General features: G+C 58.4%; 15 protein-coding genes. 2 read left to right on the plus strand and 13 right to left on the minus strand.

From position 1 onward, the window contains the following. Nucleotides 1–17: 17 nt before the first annotated feature. The 5 genes from EDF70_RS26375 to EDF70_RS26395 all read right to left on the minus strand — a co-directional run bounded on the left by EDF70_RS26375 (nt 18) and on the right by EDF70_RS26395 (nt 5,628). The gene (locus EDF70_RS26375) at nt 18–1,301 is read right to left on the minus strand and encodes a Gfo/Idh/MocA family oxidoreductase (RefSeq protein WP_132280089.1); all 1,284 of its coding nucleotides are present in this window, start codon (nt 1,299–1,301) and stop codon (nt 18–20) included. A gap of 99 nt (nt 1,302–1,400) precedes the next feature. After that, the gene (gene ugpC / locus EDF70_RS26380; RefSeq protein WP_132280092.1) at nt 1,401–2,468 is read right to left on the minus strand and encodes a sn-glycerol-3-phosphate ABC transporter ATP-binding protein UgpC; all 1,068 of its coding nucleotides are present in this window, start codon (nt 2,466–2,468) and stop codon (nt 1,401–1,403) included. 58 nt (nt 2,469–2,526) lie between these two features. After that, complete coding sequence (locus EDF70_RS26385) at nt 2,527–3,303, minus strand: carbohydrate ABC transporter permease (RefSeq protein ID WP_245519376.1); 777 nt, start codon at nt 3,301–3,303, stop codon at nt 2,527–2,529. Nucleotides 3,304–3,394: 91 nt separating this feature from the next. Further along, nucleotides 3,395–4,276 carry a sugar ABC transporter permease gene (locus tag EDF70_RS26390; RefSeq protein ID WP_245519372.1) on the minus strand — a complete coding sequence of 294 codons (882 nt, stop codon included), beginning with the start codon at nt 4,274–4,276 and terminating at the stop codon, nt 3,395–3,397. A 59-nt stretch (nt 4,277–4,335) separates the two neighbouring features. Beyond that, complete coding sequence (locus tag EDF70_RS26395; RefSeq protein ID WP_132280101.1) at nt 4,336–5,628, minus strand: ABC transporter substrate-binding protein; 1,293 nt, start codon at nt 5,626–5,628, stop codon at nt 4,336–4,338. Between the two features lie 176 nt (nt 5,629–5,804). Between EDF70_RS26395 and EDF70_RS26400 the strand changes: the two genes are divergently transcribed. Beyond that, nucleotides 5,805–6,725 carry a LysR family transcriptional regulator gene (locus EDF70_RS26400; protein WP_132280104.1) on the plus strand — a complete coding sequence of 307 codons (921 nt, stop codon included), beginning with the start codon at nt 5,805–5,807 and terminating at the stop codon, nt 6,723–6,725. Nucleotides 6,726–7,055: 330 nt separating this feature from the next. Here EDF70_RS26400 and EDF70_RS26405 read toward each other — a convergent pair whose 3' ends face one another. From EDF70_RS26405 to EDF70_RS26420, 4 genes are all read right to left on the minus strand, one after another. Continuing rightward, entirely contained in the window at nt 7,056–8,027 is a 972-nt protein-coding gene (locus tag EDF70_RS26405) for a 3'-5' exonuclease (protein ID WP_245519373.1), read from the minus strand. Nucleotides 8,028–8,243: 216 nt separating this feature from the next. Next, nucleotides 8,244–11,639 carry an acyl-[ACP]--phospholipid O-acyltransferase gene (locus EDF70_RS26410; RefSeq protein ID WP_132280107.1) on the minus strand — a complete coding sequence of 1,132 codons (3,396 nt, stop codon included), beginning with the start codon at nt 11,637–11,639 and terminating at the stop codon, nt 8,244–8,246. Between the two features lie 92 nt (nt 11,640–11,731). After that, nucleotides 11,732–12,013 carry a YiaA/YiaB family inner membrane protein gene (locus tag EDF70_RS26415; protein ID WP_132280110.1) on the minus strand — a complete coding sequence of 94 codons (282 nt, stop codon included), beginning with the start codon at nt 12,011–12,013 and terminating at the stop codon, nt 11,732–11,734. 35 nt (nt 12,014–12,048) lie between these two features. After that, nucleotides 12,049–12,735 (minus strand): PspA/IM30 family protein, encoded by a 687-nt coding sequence (locus tag EDF70_RS26420; protein ID WP_132280113.1) that lies wholly within the window; start codon nt 12,733–12,735, stop codon nt 12,049–12,051. Between the two features lie 111 nt (nt 12,736–12,846). Between EDF70_RS26420 and EDF70_RS26425 the strand changes: the two genes are divergently transcribed. After that, nucleotides 12,847–13,455, plus strand: a complete 609-nt coding sequence (locus EDF70_RS26425; RefSeq protein ID WP_132280116.1) for a WHG domain-containing protein — start codon at nt 12,847–12,849, stop codon at nt 13,453–13,455. A gap of 604 nt (nt 13,456–14,059) precedes the next feature. Here the strand turns inward: EDF70_RS26425 and EDF70_RS26430 are convergent. The 4 genes from EDF70_RS26430 to EDF70_RS30265 all read right to left on the minus strand — a co-directional run. After that, nucleotides 14,060–15,646 (minus strand): peroxidase family protein, encoded by a 1,587-nt coding sequence (locus EDF70_RS26430; RefSeq protein WP_207908333.1) that lies wholly within the window; start codon nt 15,644–15,646, stop codon nt 14,060–14,062. A 50-nt stretch (nt 15,647–15,696) separates the two neighbouring features. Next, a complete protein-coding gene (locus tag EDF70_RS26435) occupies nt 15,697–16,980 on the minus strand; it encodes a cytochrome P450 (protein ID WP_132280122.1) in 1,284 nt (427 codons plus the stop codon). Nucleotides 16,981–17,821: 841 nt separating this feature from the next. Further along, the gene (locus EDF70_RS26440) at nt 17,822–18,430 is read right to left on the minus strand and encodes a hypothetical protein (protein WP_132280124.1); all 609 of its coding nucleotides are present in this window, start codon (nt 18,428–18,430) and stop codon (nt 17,822–17,824) included. Nucleotides 18,431–18,800: 370 nt separating this feature from the next. Next, nucleotides 18,801–19,001: hypothetical protein (locus EDF70_RS30265; protein ID WP_207908334.1), on the minus strand; the 201-nt coding region annotated here is incomplete at its 5' end.

A 19,001-nucleotide genomic window follows, 5' to 3' on the forward strand; every position in this document is an offset into this window, starting at 1 on the left:
CGTTTCAACGGGCCGGGTCAGAAATCGACCAGCTCTGACACTTCGACCGGCAAACCGGTCTGGAACGAACGGTTCGCGGCAAGACCGGTCAGGATCGACATGGCGCCATCGCGGAAATCCGCAGCAAAAGCAGCGCCAGAATTCGCACCGCCAAAGATATCGGCAAGCATGCGGTTGTCGCCGCCGCCATGCCCGCCCTCACCCATCGCCACGGGCACGACACGCGGCTCCCCATGCAGCGGAAAATGATAGAGCTGGATGCCCTTGGCAGCACCTTCCTTATCGGACGAACCACCGGCGTTGATGTAGGAGGTCTCGCGCACCATCAGTTCGATGCGTCCCTTCGAGCCGTTGAAGGCAACGTTGAACCCTTCCCAGGGTGCATAGGTGTTGAGCGAATAGGTCATCACCGTGCGGTTCCGGTAGCGGACCATGACCTGCATCGTATCTTCGATGCTGATGCCGTCGCCAAAAACGTTCTGATCGCGCTGGTAGCCGTCTTCATGCTCGGCATCCCAATAAAGCGCCTTCTGCACCGGGCTGTCGGTCAGGTCGATCGCAAACGGGTCGACCTTGGCCGCCTGAACTTCGGTGGTGCGGGTATAGGGCGTGAACAGGCCACGCTCCTCGGCATTGGCGCGGCCGTAAAACCGCAGGTCGCCCATACCGAACACGGTCTGCGGCTGGCTCTGTAGCCAGAAATTGACGAGGTCGAAATGGTGGGTTGATTTGTGCACCATCAGGCCGCCGCTATTGCGCTTGTCGCGGTGCCAGCGGCGGAAATAATCGGCGCCATGTTTAGTGTCGAGCAGCCACTCGAAATGCACGGAAAACACCTCGCCGATGCCCCCCGAGGCGATGATGTCGTGAACCGCAGCATTGTGCGGCGCGTAACGGTAGTTGAACGTCACCCGCACCGAGCGGCCGGTGCGCTTGGCTGTATCGATGATCTGCTGGCATTTGACGACATCCGTCGTCATCGGCTTTTCTGTGATGACGTCGCGACCGGCTTCGAGTGCAGCGATAATGTAGATGTGGTGCGTGCGGTCGATCGAGGTGACGATCACGACGTCTGCGCCGGTCTCTTCCAGCATGCGGCCAAAATCTTCCGCCTTGTAGGTGGGCAGGTGCTGATAGCCGAACTCCTCAACTAGAACCTTGTTGGTGTAGTCCATGCGGGTCTGGTTGGTATCGCACAGCGCCACCAGTTCACCATGCTCGCGGTAGTCGCGTGCGATGGCCTCGTAGAACATGCGGGCGCGGGCTCCGGTGCCGACAAGGACGTATTTCTTCTTGCTCATCGAATATCTCCTCTTCCGTTCACACCAAACCGTTCCGATCGACGATGCCGATCCGGCGGAACCATGTTTCTGATCATTTCATGAGAAGGATGCTTCGCCTTATCGGGGCAAAGCACGGCCTTCGCTATCGAATAGGTGGCAGTTCTTCGGATCGATCCGCAATGCGACACTCTCGCCCGAACGGCATGGCTGCTGGCCGGACAACATGACCGTCATCGCTTCCTGCTGAAAAGGTGGGAGGACATGCAGGACCGTGCTGCCGCCGAGATGTTCGACCAGCTCGATCCGCGCGTCGCAGATCACCTGACCGGGACCATCGCCGATATCGATATGTTCCGGCCGAATGCCGAGCGTCAGCGTTTTGCCCGTCAGTGCCCTGCCGGTCTCGATGCGGTTCCCGTTCAGAATGACGCCGGTCGCATCGGCAACGCTAACGCTGGCAAAATTCATCTTGGGCGACCCGATAAAGCCGGCGACAAACTGGTTCTCCGGGTTGTTGTAGAGTTCAAGCGGCGAGCCCGCCTGCATGACCTTGCCAGCTTTCAACACGACGATCTGGTCGGCCATGGTCATCGCCTCGACCTGATCATGCGTGACATAGATCATCGTATTGCCGAGCCGCTCATGCAGCTTGGTGATCTCGACGCGCATCTGCACGCGCAATTCCGCATCGAGATTGGAGAGCGGTTCGTCGAACAGAAAAATTTTCGGATCGCGCACGATCGAGCGACCGATGGCGACGCGCTGGCGCTGGCCACCGGAAAGCGCCTTGGGCTTGCGCTGGAGATAATCGGTGATCTGCAATGTTGCGGCCGCTTCCCGGACGCGGCGATCGATCTCTTCGCGTTTGTAGCCTGCCGTTTCCAGACCAAAAGCGAGGTTCTTGTAGACGCTCATATGCGGATAAAGCGCATAGGACTGGAACACCATGGCGATGCCGCGCTTCGAGGCGGCTACATCGTTCATGCGTTCACCGTCGATGAGAAGATCACCACCGGAAATCGTTTCCAGACCGGCGATCATGCGCAGCAGCGTGGACTTGCCGCAGCCGGAAGGGCCGACAAAGACGGTAAATGCGCCCGGCTTGATTTGGAGATCGATGCCCCGGATGACATCCAGTGCGCCGAAACGTTTTTCGACATTGTTGAGTGTGATAGTCGTAACCATTCGCGTATCCAAAATTCAGCCACCAGAGGACTGACCAAAAGGGGCTGGCCAAAGGGTTTCAGCGTTTCATGCCTGTCGTGGCGATACCTTCGATCAGCAGGCGCTGGAAAAACAGGAAGATCAGGAAGATCGGCACCAGCGACAGGACCGACATGGCAAACAGCTCGTTCCAGCTGGATGTGCCACTGGAGTCGATGAACGAGCGCAGGCCTAGCTGGACGGTGTAGTTGCGCATTTCGCTGATGTAGATTAGCGGCCCGAAGAAATCCTCCCAGGTCCAGATGAACGAGAAGATCGCAGCCGTTGCCAGAACCGGCATGGAAAGCGGCAGGATGATCTTCCAGTAAATGCGCCATGCGCTGCAGCCGTCCATGCGCGCCGCCTCATCGAGCTCCTTCGGGATGCCACGGAAAAACTGCACCATCAGGAAGATGAAGAAGGCATCGACGGCAAAATATTTGGGAAGGATCAGCGGCCACCACGTATTGACCCAGTCCAGACTGCGGAACAGCACATATTGCGGGATGAGCGTCACATGATAGGGCAGCATCAGCGTGCCGAGCATGAGCGCGAACCAGAATCCGCGCCCCCAGAATTGCAGTCGCGCAAAGGCATAGGCCACAAGTGATGCCGCCAGCACATTGCCGATGGTTGCCAGGACGGCAATGACCAGCGAGTTCAGGAAGAACTGCCCGAAATTGATCTGCAGCCCGAACCAGCCTTTCGGATAGGCCTCGACAGTGACCTGCGAGGGAATGAGCCCCGCATCGCCACCGAACAGTTCCGAGGCAGGCCGGAGAGAACCGGACAGCATCCACAGGATCGGGTAGATCATCACGAAGCAGATCGCGATCAGGATGACATGGCGGACAGTACCCGACAGTCTTGGATGCGAGGAACCATGCCCCGGCATTTCGTGCACAGCATCAGTCATCGTAATGCACCCAGTATTTCGTTGTCAGGAAGGAGATCGCGGTGAACACGGCGATGATGGCGACAAGCACCCAGGCGAGAGCCGAGGCATAGCCCATGCGGAAATAGCTAAAACCTTCCTGATAGAGATAAAGCGTATAGAACAGCGTCGAGTTGATCGGTCCGCCGGAACCGCCGGAGATGACGAAGGCAGGCGTAAATGCCTTGAAAGCCTCGATCACCTGGATGACCAGATTGAAGAAGATCACCGGCGACAGAAGCGGCAGAGTGATGCGCCAGAACTGCCGCGAGGGCGATGCGCCGTCGAGACTTGCCGCCTCATACATGTCGGTCGGGATCTGGCGCAGGCCGGCGAGAAAGATGATCATCGGCGAACCGAACTGCCACACGGACAGGACGACGAGCGTGTAGATCGAGTAATTCGGGTTTGAAATCCAGCTTGGACCGATAATGCCGAACTGCGCCAGAATGCCGTTGACCATGCCATCGGCTGCAAACAGCTGACGCCACAGGACGGCGATTGCGACCGAAGTGCCGAGTAGCGATGGTAGATAGAAAACCGCCCGATAGATCGGCAATCCGCGCATACCACGGTTCAGCACCATGGCGACAGCCAGCGCGAAGGCCAGCTTCAACGGCACGGATAAGGCGACATAGATCAGCGTCACCTTCATGGATGCCATGAACTTCGGATCTGCCGTGACCATGCGCACATAGTTCTGAGCGCCGATAAATTCCGGCGCGTTCAGAAGATCGAAGCGTGTGAACGACAGATAGAGCGATGCAAGCGCCGGTCCCAGCGTCAGGCAGAAGAAGCCTATCAGCCAGGGCGACAGAAACAGATAGCCCGCGCCGTTTCTTCTGATCGCCCCCATAAAGCGGCCCTCCGGCCGCCTCACGATGCTCGTCTCATGTAAATTCTGCACGGCCATCATCAGGCCCGCTTCAGGATGGCTGTTGCTTCATCCACCAGATTGGCGCCGGCCTGCTCGGGTGTGACGGCCTCGAACGACGCTTCCTGGCTGATGCGGATGAGCACGTCGTTGATTTCGCCCGCACCACGCGGCGGCGCCGGCGGCAAAGGTCCAACCAGCGGTGTGATGGCCGATACGAGTTCGACAACCTTGCGGGCGTTGGGGTTGAGGTCGGCCATGATGGCGTCGCGGATCGCCGGAGACGCAGGAACGCCGCGATCGAGACCGAGGATTTTTGCACCTTCCGGCTCTGCAATCAGGAAGTTGATCAGTTTCGCCGCGGCCTCCGGGCTCTTGGAACTGGAGGAGATCGCGAACAGCTGCGAAGGCTTGAGATATTGGCCCGGCTTTCCGCCGTCCTGTACCGGGGTGCCGGTCGCCGTCAGTTCCGCCGGGACGAGCTTCTGGCAGCCTTCGAACTGGTTGGAATGCACGAAATCGGTTGCCGAACGCCCATTGACGATCGGCGAGGTTTCCGGCGACTGCTTATAGAGCGCCTGCACATCGGCGGCCACGCAACTGCCGACCTTGCGCATTTCCGCCCAATAGGCGAACCAGCGGCCGGCATCGGCGGCGTCATAGGCCAGCGTGCCATCCGGATTGTAAAGCGCCTTGCCCTGCGTGCGCAGCCAGATTTCGAATAGGGTTTCCTGACCGCTGCCGTCTGCCGTGGCGCTCAGGCGCTTGTTCTTGTTACCCTTGCCGAAGGCGGCGCATTTTTCGGCAAAACCGTCCCATGTGGTCTTCAGATCCGGCACCTCGGCGCCCGCTTCACCCCATGCCTTCGCGTCGAAAACCAGTGCGAAAGCATTGACGCCGACATTCCCGCCATAAAGCTTGCCATCAACGGAGCAGCTGTCGAGATTGACCTTGCCAAAGTCCTCCAGCTTCAGCTGCTTGCCGAGATATTCATCCAGAGGACGGATCGCGCCGCGCCGCGCGTATTCGAACATGTAGCGGTAATCCATCTGTATGAAATCCGGTGCATTGCCGCCCGCAACCTGCGTGGCCAGACGCGCCCAATAATCATCCCAGCCCATGAATTCCGCCTGTATCGCGGTCTGCGGATTAGCCTGCTTGAAAAGCTCGATGGCAGCGTTGGTGCGCCGCGCGCGCTCGTCGCCACCCCACCAGATCATGCGGATATTTGCGGCTTCCTGCGCAGTCGCGCGAGTGCCTGAAAGCAACGGCAGTGTCATAGCTGCCAACCCGGCGCCGATGAAGCGGCGCCGACCAAAATGACTCATAGTCATGTCATCCTCCCGAGATGATATCCATCATGTCCGCGAATGCGAACGAGACAGGTTTCGCCGACAGAACCCCTCCTTGAGCGTGCCGACGATTCAGAGACTAGCGGTCACGGACCATATGGACAAATAGAATATTTCGGCCCAATCATAAAAATCCTTTATGACTCTGAGAGGTCGAGATGGATAAGGGGCTGGAACATTTCATAGCGGTGGCCGAGGCCGGAACCTTCATGGCAGCGGCGGAAATCCTGCATATTTCGCAGCCGGCCCTGAGCTACAATATCAAGCGGCTGGAACAGTCGCTGGGCGTCGAGCTGTTCTACCGCTCGGTGCGCGGCATCGAACTGACGCCCTATGGAGAGACGCTGTATAACAGCGCCATTTTCATGTCCCGCCTGCACACCAATGCGCTGGCGGCGATCGCAAGGCAGAAAGCCGAGCTCGAGGAGGGCATCAGCATCGGCACCGGCTATTCCACATGGATCCTGCTTTTGAAGGATTACGTGATCGAGCATTTCCAAAAACATCCGGCAGCGCCAATCAATGTGAGTATCGGCAACATGATGCGCTGTATGGACCAGTTGATCGCCGGTGACATCGCACTTTTTATGGGTCACCGTATCGATCATCTGAAGCCGGGGCTGGCTGTGGATTTCATTCCACTGGGGTTCGCGACCGATGGATATTTCGTCCGCAACGGCCACCCGCTTCTCAACCGCACGCATTCGATCGACGAGGTACGCGCGTATCCGACGACAATGGCCAACCCGACGGATGCCAGACAGAAACGCCTGACCTTGGGTACGGGAACACAGGATCTAGACGGGACTGGACACGCATTTGCATGCAATTCCATGGATGCCTGCATTGAGTTCGCGCTCAAAACAGACGCCGTGCTCATACACAGTGACGTATTGAAGGGGTATTTTTACCAAAAAGGGCTGCGGGAGGTAAAGATCGACAAACCAAGTCGACGTCGCCAGGCGGTGATGGGTTTTTATGTTCTGAGCGAGGGGCGGACAAAGCCTAAAATTCAGGAGATCATCAAATCCATTTCAGCCCGGGCCGAGGCGGCGGGACTGTTTCCGTCCGCGATTTGAATGCAAATCGCTTTGGCTTGCCAACAATGAAAAGAGGCCGGAGGCGTCACCTGCGCGCCTTTGGCAGAAACGAAAAAGCCTGCCGCGGGAGGAGGTGCGGCAGGCTTTTCGAAAAAGTTGAACAACGGCTGGGAGGAGGAGTGCCGCTGTTCTGCCAGGCTTCCCTTGGGAGGAGGAGTGGGTCGCCTGAAACACGAAGCTCTGCGGGAGGAGGTGCATCGCTTCGTTGGGATTGTTTATACAGGATTCCTGAGGCCGGGTTAGCGCCATCATCGCAGTCCAGCCATGCACTCCGCGCAGATCGGCAATCGTAACTGCTTATTTAAGCCGCTAAGCGCGGAAACGGTCGAAGGCGGTCAGGTGCCTTATTGGTGGATCCGCCTCCGGATAGCGGTAAATTTCCGTGCGGAGATAGTGAAGCTCATCCGCAAGATCTGGTTCATTGACCTCGATCCACCAGGATTTCGGGCGGCCCGCACTGCCGTCGGACCAGCGGTAACCGCGTGCCTTGAGGTGATCCTTGAGGTCGAAGGGGCTGTTTTCGGCAAAAATGCGAACGCGGGATCGCAGGCTTGCGCGGTAGAGCTCCGCGAATGGGGTTGAGGCATCACCGTCGGCCTGACGATCCAGCACTTCCAGAAGTGCAAAACAATCGTCGACCGCCCGGTGGCCATCGTGGAAATAACCCGCCTGCCCGACCAGATAACCGAGTTTTGTCCCCTCAAAACCGCGCGCAGACCAATCGACCTCTGCATTGGAACAGGCCCATGCCTTGTCGTAGAATGCCGAGGAGAATGCCTCGCAGAACGGGCGATCAAACCCCGCATTGTGGGCGATGATGAGATCGGCTGGCGCGATCAAGGCACGCACGGCCTCCATGTCGATCATCTGGCCGGCAACCATTTCGTCTGTGATACCGGTCAGCCTCGTGATTTCGGCTGGAATTGATTTTCCGGGTTGCTGCAGGCCGCCATAAATGCCTGTCACGTCGCCGATCGTGCCCTGTTCGTCAAAGGTGAAGGTGATCATGCCGATCTCTATGATCTCTTCCGTCAGATGGTTGAGACCGGTGGTTTCGGTATCCAGAATGATGCCCTTCAGCGGGAATTCAGGGCGAATGGCGGCCGCGATTTTACGCGGCTCGATTTTCTCCAAAATCCGATAACGGCCGGTGACTGAAAGATGCGTAACCATCTCGCCCTCAGTCATAGTGTGGCCTGTTACCCGTTTGGGCGACTGCTGGGTTGCACCACGGGCAACCGCGGGCAGATCATTGGAAAACATATCGAATTGGGTCGGCAAGCCTGGCTTCCTATTGCGTAACGCCAGGCGTGCTAGCACGCAGGCGCCTCGCAGTCATCCGATCCCGAGCACTTGGCAGGCTAAAAAACCACGATCCCGCCGGATGCTCGTCTATCGAAATTGCTGGAGTGGCAAACATGGATATCTACCACCCAGCACTGGCATATATATCCGCGAACGGCGAGGCTCCGCCGCCGTTCGCGCTCAGCTCGATACTCAACCGGCATCCGCAGATGACTGCGAGGACAACACGAGTTTTCTCGCCGCCACGAAATCGACCTTGCCCGAACCCAGGACCGGTACGACACCGACATTGACCTCGGCAGGCACCATCATATCCATCGCCCCCTTCGATTTGGCGAAGCTCGCGAAATCGGCACGCGTGGCGTTCGGCGCGTCGGTCAGCAGGATAAGGCGCTCCCCCTTCTTGGCATCCGGCACGGATGAGACGACGGACAGGTTGCCCGGCCAAAGCTGACCAGCCAGCGCTTCCACGGCAGCCAGAGACACCATTTCGCCGCCGATCTTGGCAAATCGCTTGGCGCGGCCGCGGATGGTGACAAAACCATCCTCGTCGATGGTGACGATATCGCCGGTATCATGCCAGCCGCCTTCGAGCGGTTCCAGAACGCCGGGATTTTCGGCTCTCAGATAACCGGCCATGACATTGGCACCCTTGATGAACAGGCGGCCGCCTTCATCGATGCCCGGCACTGGTTCAAGCTTCCACTCCATACCCGGCATGATCTTGCCGACCGTGCCGGAACGGTTGAACATAGGCGTGTTGAGCGAGATGACCGGCGCGGTTTCGGTAACGCCGTAACCTTCGAGAATGCGAAGGCCGAATTTTTCCATATAGGTTTCGCGGGTCGACGCCTTGACCGGTTCGGCACCGGAAAAGATGTAGCGGATCGAACGGAAATCATAGGGATGAGCCGTGCGGGCATAACCGTTGAGGAACGTGTCGGTGCCGAAGATGATGGTGGAGTTCGACGTATAGATCAGTTCCGGCACGATGCGGTAATGCAGCGGCGACGGATAGAAATAGACCGGCACGCCGGCAACCAGCGGCAGGACAGTACCGGCGGTCAGGCCAAAAGAGTGGAAGACCGGCAGGATGTTGAACACCTTGTCGCCGGAGTGGAAATCGATACGCGAGGCCGCCTGGGCGGCATTCGACAGGATGTTGCGATGGGTGAGCACCACGCCCTTCGGAGACCCTTCGGAACCGGAGGTGAAGAGGATGACGGCGGTATCTTCCGCCGTCTGCTTCACCAGCGGTTTGTATCGGCGGATGAGGCCCAAAACCTTGTCGAAGGCGTTGATCGTCTGACGCAGATCGTCCAGCCAGACAATGGTCACTTCCTTTTCGAGTTCGGCGATGATGGGCGCAAGCTTGCCCTGCGTGACGAATGCGTGTGAGCACAGGACATGCTTCACCTGAGCCGCTTTGCAGGCCGACAGGATATTGGCGGCACCGGCGGTGAAGTTCAGCATGGCTGGAACCTTGCCGGCCGACATGACACCGAGCACGGTTGCAGCAGTGCCATTGGCATTCGGCAGCATCACACCGAGCGTCTTTTCGTTCGGGAACATCGCCTTGAACTTTGCGCCCAGAACGGCGGCGCCGGTGAGGAGCTTGCCATAGGACAAAGGACCGCTGATCGGGTCTTCGACGGCAAGCTTGCCGCCACCCTTTTCCTGCGCCGTTTCGATGATGCGCTCGAGCACGGTGAGGTTGGTGTTGGTGGTCTTGAACAAGAGCATCGACATGATCTTGTAGAGCGCGGCACCGGCGGCGATACGACGCATGCGACCCTTCAGGTCTTCCGGCACTTCGAGGCGCACCGGTTCAAGGATCGTCACCTTGACCTTGGGGAACAGGCGGCGACGCACCTGACCGCCGGAAAGCCTCGAAAAATAGCTCTTTTCCAGACCATCGATACGGACAGGCACGATCATCGAGCCGGTCTTGTCGGCCACCATGGCAGCACCGTCATAAACCTTCATCAGCGTGCCGGTCACCGTCAGGCGGCCTTCCGGGAAAATGCCGATGGCGTTGCCATCCTGCGCCACCTTGATGAGCGAGCGCGTCGCCATCGGCTTGGTCGGATCGAGCGGCAGGAATTTGGCCATCTTCAGGAAGGGGCGAACCCACCACGCCTGGGCGATCTTGTAATCGACGGCGAAGACCGGCTCTTCCTCGGTAATGGCGAGCGCCAGCGCACCATCGAGAAAGCTGACATGGTTGAGCGCGATGATCGGCGCGCGGCCGGCCTTGCGGATGTTTTCCAGACCTTCGACTTCCAACCGCATGAAGGCGCGGAACAGGATCGAGATGAAATCGCGAAACGGATTGGTCGGCAGTGTCTTCAGCATCAGCCATGCGACGCCGATATTGATGATGGACAGGCCGAGAATGATCATAGGCACCGACATGCCGACCGCCTGCAGAACGGCGACAAGTGCAAGACCGATGGTGATGAACAGGGCCGACAGCACGTTGGCGCCACCGATGACACGGGCACGGCGTTTTTCATCCGCCCAGGTCTGCATGGCGGCAAAGGTCGGGACGGCGAGGAAAGCACCACCGATCGCCATGCCGGCAAGATCGATCGCCACACGGATGGTGTTCTGGCCGGCGAAGAAATCTGTGATTGTCTGCGCATGCGTGGTGGACTGCAGACCCCACAGGTTCCAAGCAAGATCGATGCCGAACAGGGCGATGATGGCGGTGCCGACCGGTGCCGGCAGAAGCACGACACGGCCGGCCGACATCCAGCCGGCGATGGCCGAACCGACCGCAATCGAGATCGCGAAGATGGCGAGATAGGCCGGCACGACGAGTTCTGAACCGCCGAGAATCTCGCTGACCATGATCGGCAGCATCGACATGACGAAAGCGCCCACGAACCAGAACCAGCAATTCATAAGCGCCGAGCGCCAGACGCGAGTATCCTCGCGCAATTCCTTCACCAGCGTCAGGCTGGAACGCAGCACATTTTTGTCGATGACGAGAGAGGGCGCCTGAGCGCCGGTGCGCGGGATCATCCGTGCCGACAGCCAGCACAGGACCGACAGCACCATCATCATCGGGCCAAAGATCCAGACGCTGTCCCCCTCGGCAAAGGCAAGAGCCGCGACGATCGTGCCGGTGAGGATGGCGATGAACGTGCCGCCCTCGATCCAGGCATTGGCCTTGGGCAGATCCCGGGTTTCGAGAAGGTCCGGCAGGATGCCGTACTTGATCGGGCCGAACAGCGCCGAGATGACGCCGAAACCGAACAGGGCGACCATGAGAACGGAAATCGAAGAAAAGGCGATGCCGATGACCGAGATGGCGGCGATGCCGATTTCGGCAAACTTCAGCCGTTCGGCCATCTGCGCCTTGTCGTGCTTGTCCGCAAGTTCGCCGCCGAGCGCCGACAGGAGCAGGAAGGGCACGATGAAGATACCGCCCGCCAGCGTGACGAGGGCCGCACCTTCGGCGGCCATCGTTGCCAGGATGAGGAAGATCAGCGTCTGTTTGAGAAAGTTGTCGTTGAAAGCGGAGAGGAACTGCGTCCAGAACAGCGGCGCAAATTTTTTCGATTTCATCAGACTATCGTGCATGGCGCTTTCCTTTTCGGTCGCGGCAGGAAGACCACGGAGATGTTAGGCAATCATTGAAAGCCAGAACAACTCCGCGGCATCGTTAACGAATTTTAGTTGTCGCTGTCGCGGTTGAACTTGACGAGCAGCTTCTCGGTCTTGGCGTCTTCGATCTTCCGGATCAGCTTCTCCGATTCCGAATTGTCACGCAGGGTTTTGGTGATGTTCACTGTTGTCTGAACAAGCATGATGATGCCCATGGTGAGATAACCCTTGCCCCACAGATCGAGCGGCATCATCCAGAGACCCAGCGCCAGCATGAAAGCTGCCGCACCAAAAGAGATGTAGGAGAAGCTGACCCAGCTGGCGGAATGTTTCTGAAAACTGTCGTTCATGGTGATGTTCCTTCGTAAGATTGTGCGAATGAGGTTCAGGCGGTTGCTTCGAGGCGGGTGCGAAGACGTGCCAGCACGTCATCGGCGGAGGAGCGCAGCGGCGCACCGCACCCGGCCTCTGCCAACCGCTCAATCAGACCGGCCGTGCGGGACGGGCCTTCCATCTGCCTGAGCACGGCGGAAACCGTGTCCGTCTGTTTCTGGCGATCACGCAGGCGTTCGAGTGTCCGCTCGGCGTCATCCAGCGTGGCGAGGCTCACGCCGCTCGCGGCGTGATCGATCTTCTGCGCGGCATCGGTGGCACGGGCCAGACGCTCTCCGCGCTGCAGTTCCTTCAGGCGCCCTTCCGCCGCGCGTACTGTTGCCTCGAGGTTGGCAATTGCCGCAGAGAACTGGGCCTGTGCCTGCTCCGACGCGGTGCGTTCGGCTTCGAGGAATGCGATCGCATCCGCCGCTTCGCGGGCCAGATGGTCATTCCCTTTGGAGAGTGCTGTCAGCGTGCGCTCCTCAAGATCGACGATCCGCGACAGGATCACCGCATGCTGGCTGCGCTCCTTTTCGTTCTGCGCAATGGCAACAGCCAGCGCATATTGTGCCGACTGGATGGCCTGAGCCGCTTCGCGGATCTGCTGGGCGAGCAGAGGCATGGCGTGTCGATCAGCGACGGCCTGTTCCGCATCATGTGCTTTACCGCGCAGAAGTGTTGCAATCAGGTTGAACATTGGGCCTCTCCCGTTTATGAACACTGTTCACTAATGAATGGATCGCATAATTCTGAACGATGTTCAATAATTATTTTGAACATCGTTCATAATTTTATTGGGATGACTGGCATGGGTCGACGGGAAGACAAACGGGAAGACCTGCGGGCAAGGTTGCTGGAGGCCGCACGCGAGCGGATCATGCGCGATGGCCTTGCGAACCTGCGCGCACGCGACGTGACACAGGATGCCGGCTGCGCACTCGGCGGCCTCTATAGCGCCTATGCGGATCTCAACGATCTGATCATTCACGTCAATTCGACCACACTCAAGGCGCTCGAGCAGTCGCTGGCGCTGGCGGAAGTGAAATACAAGTCGCCGACCGATCGCCTCCGCAATCTGGCACAGGGATACCTGAAATTCGCAGTGGCCAACCGCAATCTCTGGAAGGCTCTGTTCGAACATTATCTGCCGGAAGACACGCCCTCTCCCGAATGGCACCTCGAGGAACACCTGTTCCTTATGAGTGTCATCGCCGAACCGCTGTCGGAACTGCAGCCGGAGATGAGTGCGGAAGACAGGGCAGTGCGCGCACGCACCCTGTTCGGTGCCGTGCACGGCATCATCAGCATTACGCTGGAAGCACGCTTTGTCGGCCTGCCGCCGGAACGGCTGCAGCGCGAACTCGATGAGATCATCATTATGATCGCTGCCGGTGCCGCGTCGCTTCGGGAAAGCTGAAGCCTCAACGGTGTCGATCGTCGTCGACGCGATCCCGGCTGATGGCACCGCCTGTTTCCGTCCGCTTCAGAATCCTGAATAGCTCCTCATGGCCTGCACATAGTCTGCAAACGCCATGGGCATCCTGACGGCATGAAAAATCACCTCATCCCAGATCGCTCCGCCCTTCCCCGCCTGCCTGATCGCCTCCTCACCGAGAGCTGGTGGCTGGAAGAGAAAACGGATCCCGAAGACAACATCCTATCCGCGTTCACGCGCTGTGATGGATCCCGAAATCTCCAGCCAAGCCATCGTGAGGTTTCGACATGCAACTGACGAAGGCTGAACACATCGCCCTGCACCAAGCCTTTGGCGCTTGACGCTTCCATCCGGACGCAGATCCTCAATCTCCTGAAGGATCTGCGTATATGCTCGATCCGGCCGTATTGTTCATCAGCCACGCCCTGCCAGTGGCGCGCCAGATACGCGGCCGGATCATCGTAATCCACACAAAACGGGGCATGACTGTGTTTCGGCGCGGAATATTGAACGCCGATAAGCGGTCAACATTCCAAGCCGATTGACAGCTTCCATCTGATCAGCCCAGGCGAGGGACGATAAGAGCTTAAAACTGGACGTGAGTTCTACGCCAGTCATTCCGGGTCATCCTGATCGTCGTCACATCGGGATCAGGTGGCGTCTTCGCCCCGATATTGCGCGCAAGGATATCGGAAAGACTTCCGGTCTTCTCGATTGTCTCCATGCCGTAATCGCTGAATGTCTTCACGTTGAAGACTTGTTTCGACAGGAGGGGGTTGTTGAGTGCCTGAGAGAACGCATCCAAGGCCACCATGGCACCGAGTAGAGGCGGCATCGGCGTATTGGGACCGTTGTCCTCGGCAAACAGTCCGACATAGAAATCGACATTGTCGGGATGGCCATACAATTCTTTGAGTTCCGCGCGAAGTGCATCGTCAGCAGTCACGCAATCGAAGCCGTCGATCGGTTTCATTTTCATCGCCTGGCGATAGGCATTGTAGCCCTGCAAGCACTGGTCGCGGTTCTGCTGGATCGCCAGCGTTTCAATCGTCATGCCCCGCGCCAGAAAAATCGCCGTGTTGTGCAGATCCAGTTTCGTCGCATGTGTTTCGGCAACCCATTTGAAGGCGCTGTAGAGCCCCGCCTTCACCAGCAGCGTGTTGTCCAGCAACATCGTCGCAGAATCGACCATGCCGCCGTTCCAACGCATCTTTTCCGGGATCAAAGAATGCCAGCGGTAAAGAAGCGAGAATTCCACCGTCATCCAGTTGGGACGGTTCCACGGCGCCGGCCATGCGACAGCCGGATCGGCCCTCAGGTGGAGACAGGCCGAAGAGATGTGGTTGATATATTCTTCGACGACGACTTTGATGAACAGTACGATGACGACGTTGCGAGCTGTCTCGAAGACGCGAGTGTCATCCCAGTCGGGATTGCATCGCTCCAGTTGACCGGCGAGGCGATTATGTTCCCTCAGGAACAGAGTGTTCATCATACCGACAAGCGCAGTCGAATGGGCCCGGTCGCCACCGACTGCGAAAATGTAGCGACGAGAATGCTCCCCTGCCGACCAGTCGTCATGCATACCCAGCGGCTTGTCGAGCAGACCGGCACCATGATCGTCGATGAACTCCGTGCTGAGGTCACTCGTATTCATCTGGTAAAGCGAGGGCGGAAACTCTTCACCCTCGATATCCTGCGATTTCAGTCGCCCCTTGCGTCCAGGTTCTTCCGAGCACAGCCTCAGCGCCTTCGTCTGCGCAGGCGTGCGACCGTAAAGCGGAGAAAGGTCGATATCATGGTTCGACGTAGTCTTGCGTCGATCCTTGGAATCCGTTCGCAGAAACCCGTCGGTAAGATACTGGGCGAAGATGGGAAATAGCAGGGTCGACTTGGGACACTCCCGCTGCACCCCGTCGCGCGGAACAAAAAGCGCGGCAACGTCGGTCACCGGCGGCAGGTCCGTTCGCGGTTGGGCAGGCGGGATCGAGCGGCCGAGATAGGTCTTGTCGGTGAGTGACGTCCACGAGGTGTAGCTTTCGCATGTGCTTAAGGGGTGCGGGCGAAAGGCTGCGGCATTGCAGGCGAAATTGATGATGAGCCTGTTCGCTAGCCTTGCCAGGAATGGCATCTGCTCGACCAGCCACCACAGCGAAGCGAAATTCTGCAGCACGTAGCTGCGGAGCCGATGCCCCAGTCCATCGCATCTCTTGCTCCGCGCGCTCATTCCGCCATGCCCCCCGTTGAAACATTTCCCGCAGCAGCCGCAGGCCCCCAGGTGACAAGCAGATGCTCGGGAAACGGACCGCCTGCAAAATCAGGTCCGGCATCAGCCTGGGCGGACCTGATACCGGGGATATGCAGGATCTGCCGCACCGCCTCGGGAATGGCGACCCGCCCGACATGACGACCCAGGCATTCGTGATGTCCCAGCCCGAAATGGAGGTAGGATGATGCGGGCCGCGATGCATCAAACCTTTCGGGATCGGGCATCAAAGCGGCATCGAACATTGCCGAGCCGGAACAGACCGCCAGCAGACTGCCGGCCTTGATCGGTGTGGCATAGCTGGTTCCCTCGCCCAGCACGCGATCGACTTCAGCAAAGCGGAACTGGAAAGTCGTGATCGGATTGAAGCGAAGCGCTTCGAAGACATGCGCATCGAACAGGTCGGTAGCGCCGGCGGCATCGGCGGCCAGCGCAGCATTCATCCAGTCCGGGTGACGCAGTAACTGGTCGGTCGCCTGGACGATCGCGGCACTCGTCGTTTCGATCGCGCCGACCAGGAGGCCGCAAACATTGCTGACGACCCGCTCAGGCGGCAGAGCCGCCCCCTTACCGCTCGACAGGTTTATCAGTCGTTCGACCGTTGTATCACCGTCGAGAGGAGCGGCCGCCCATTGCCGGGCAAGAAATGGCCAGAGCCATGCCTGCATGTCGCTGCCCGCAGCATGGCATCGCTTGAGGACATCGTCGTTGAACGGGAAATTGCGGAACATGCCATGCTGTGTGGCAAAGGACCAACGCAGCAACTGGTCGTCGGCAGCATCGAAACCGAAGATGCGCTGAACGATCCGCAGCGGCACCTTGCGGGCGATCTGCGGAACGATGTCCAATGTGCCTCCAGCCGCGCCGATCGCCTCGCGCACGACCTCCGCCGCAAGCACGCGGATCGCCGGCAGATCCTCCCAGCGCATTACCGACTGCATCACCCCTTTTTCTTCCCAGTTCAGCTCGGTCTCGTCGCGTGCGAGCATGAACGGCCCGACAGACGGGTCCATCGGCAGACGGTTGGCCCTGACGGAGTAGAGGGACGGTTGTGACAGAATGTCGAGGACATCGGTCGCCCGGGTGACAAGGGTGAAAGGGGACATCGGCAGGATGGGACGATCTGCCCTGAGTTCGGCATACATGCCGCGCCAATCGCTGCGAAGCCATCGGATGAAGACGCCCAGGGCCGCTTGCGGACCCTGCGACATTGCGGAATCGAATTCAGCAAGAAATGCCATGCGCTACGATCCTCCTGTTTTTGCGGACGGGGAGCATCACCCGTGGCGCGCGGCGCAGCGGCGCCGGGCGGGTCTCCGGCGGGTTCTGTCTTGCCGCGTCCCGTCTCGAATGGAACCTTTGCATTGATATGGATTTCAGGGCCTCCTATCTGCGGCGACGTCCCTGGCGATCCGAGGCTGTGTGCTAGAGCCACGTAGGGTTGGTATCGGCTTAGATTGAGTACCAGCTGGCGGGTCTCTGCCTGAAAGCCTTCGTCCCCGACCGGCGCGACACATATTCATCGGTCCAGCCCAAACGGCCGGCAATCTCATCCAGAACACGCCCGCGGCGAGTCAAACCGATCCCGCTGCTGACAAGCTTGAAAAAAAGCGCCAAGCGTTTCAAGTAAAGCTTGTTTCTGTTCGCTCTAAGATCGGATCATAGGTGACGACGTGGACCCCTACTCCTGAGCCAACGGTTTCAGTGATGGCATCGCGCCGCTCTCCTTCCCCTCGGCCAATGGTCGCCAAGCCCATGCACGCACATGATCCAAAGCGTTGCAGGCATTTCGTGACCCTGTATCTGAACGCAGTTCGCACTAGATCGGTGATTTAGATCCTATAACCAATCCACTGCGGCCGTTGGCAAGGAGGCAATTTAGAACCAGCATCAGGCCATAGGCAATCGAGCAAGTCAGCTGGTTAATGAGATCTTCGACAACAAGCCACTGCGATCCTGGGGATCCGAGGGGAACGCGTGCCACGCTCCTTGTAAGCTTTAGTATCCTCCACCCCCTTGAACCACCTGAAGCTGGTAATCGGCCACAGCCCGCCAAGAATGATGATCCTTCGCTTCCGAGACCTAAAAGACCGGGTCGGTCGGAGGATGGCGCGGATCCTGAGGATTGATGTTCACTTCGTAGGCCAGCGGCCGGGTGCTGATCAATCTAAACCTGCCATCCACGATGCTGATTGAAAAGAGACCCGCGCCGGCACCATTGGGCGGTACGCACGCTGCCGTCTCTCCAACGCGGCGTGTTTTCGTATCGATTGTTCTGAATGTGCTGTGCAGATAATCGATATTCTCCTTAGTCATGCGCGCTGTGCCGACGGCTTTGCCGAAGCCTGCATTGGTATCTTTCACGCAGAGGCCATGATTGCCGACCTTGCGCGACGTCACATCCTCGTAATGGCAGGAACCATCCCTCGACTTCCCCCACATCTTATGCGCGTAATAGAAGACGCCATTCTCATACTTGATGAATGCAAGCGCAAGACATTGGTAGTGGCCCAGTATCGTCCTGCTTTGCTTGCTGACGTTCTTTACCTCCCCGTAATAGACGGGGTCGCCTGTTTCCTGTGTCCAAAAGTGAAGTCGTGAGGCGATTAGGTCAGGATCGGTGACGGTCTCAGCGCAAGCGCTAGATATACCGAACATAAATGCAATGACTGAAGCCGCTGCTTTCCACATTGCGCCCTCCCAGAATATATCACATTTATCAGTCTATACTCAACCGCCGGCAACGAACGATACTACCGAAACGTGCACTTGACAACGCCCCCCTTTCTCACCGGTGCGCCGAGTTTCAATGCCCCAGCAGCTCAAGGCCGGATAGGCCACCGGTGACCAGACCCTGCCGTAAGGAAACGAACAAGCGACCCCGCTTTTATTGACCTGATTTCCTGGTTAAGTCTCAAGAGGTCAATAGGTTAGAGGTCCTAGTCGCCATCGGTAGTCACCACTGCTGGGTTCACCGCCTGTAGGAACGCCTCTGTTTATAGTTTTTTGAATTCACAACTTATGGACGCACTCAACAAGGCGACGGTGCAGCCGATGAAACTCATGCTGAACGGCATAAATGGCGACTATCTCCGAGACATACTTGAGATGGTTGTTTGGAGACACTTGTTTTGACCGCACCCCGTTGCTGTGGTGCGTTTGTATTCTGGCTATTTGTTTTTTGGGAGATTTTATTGGTTGCGGGGGCAGGATTTGAACCTGCGGCCTTCAGGTTATGAGCCTGACGAGCTACCGGGCTGCT

This window comes from Neorhizobium sp. JUb45, assembly GCF_004343585.1.
In the GTDB taxonomy this organism is placed as follows: Bacteria; Pseudomonadota; Alphaproteobacteria; order Rhizobiales; family Rhizobiaceae; genus Neorhizobium.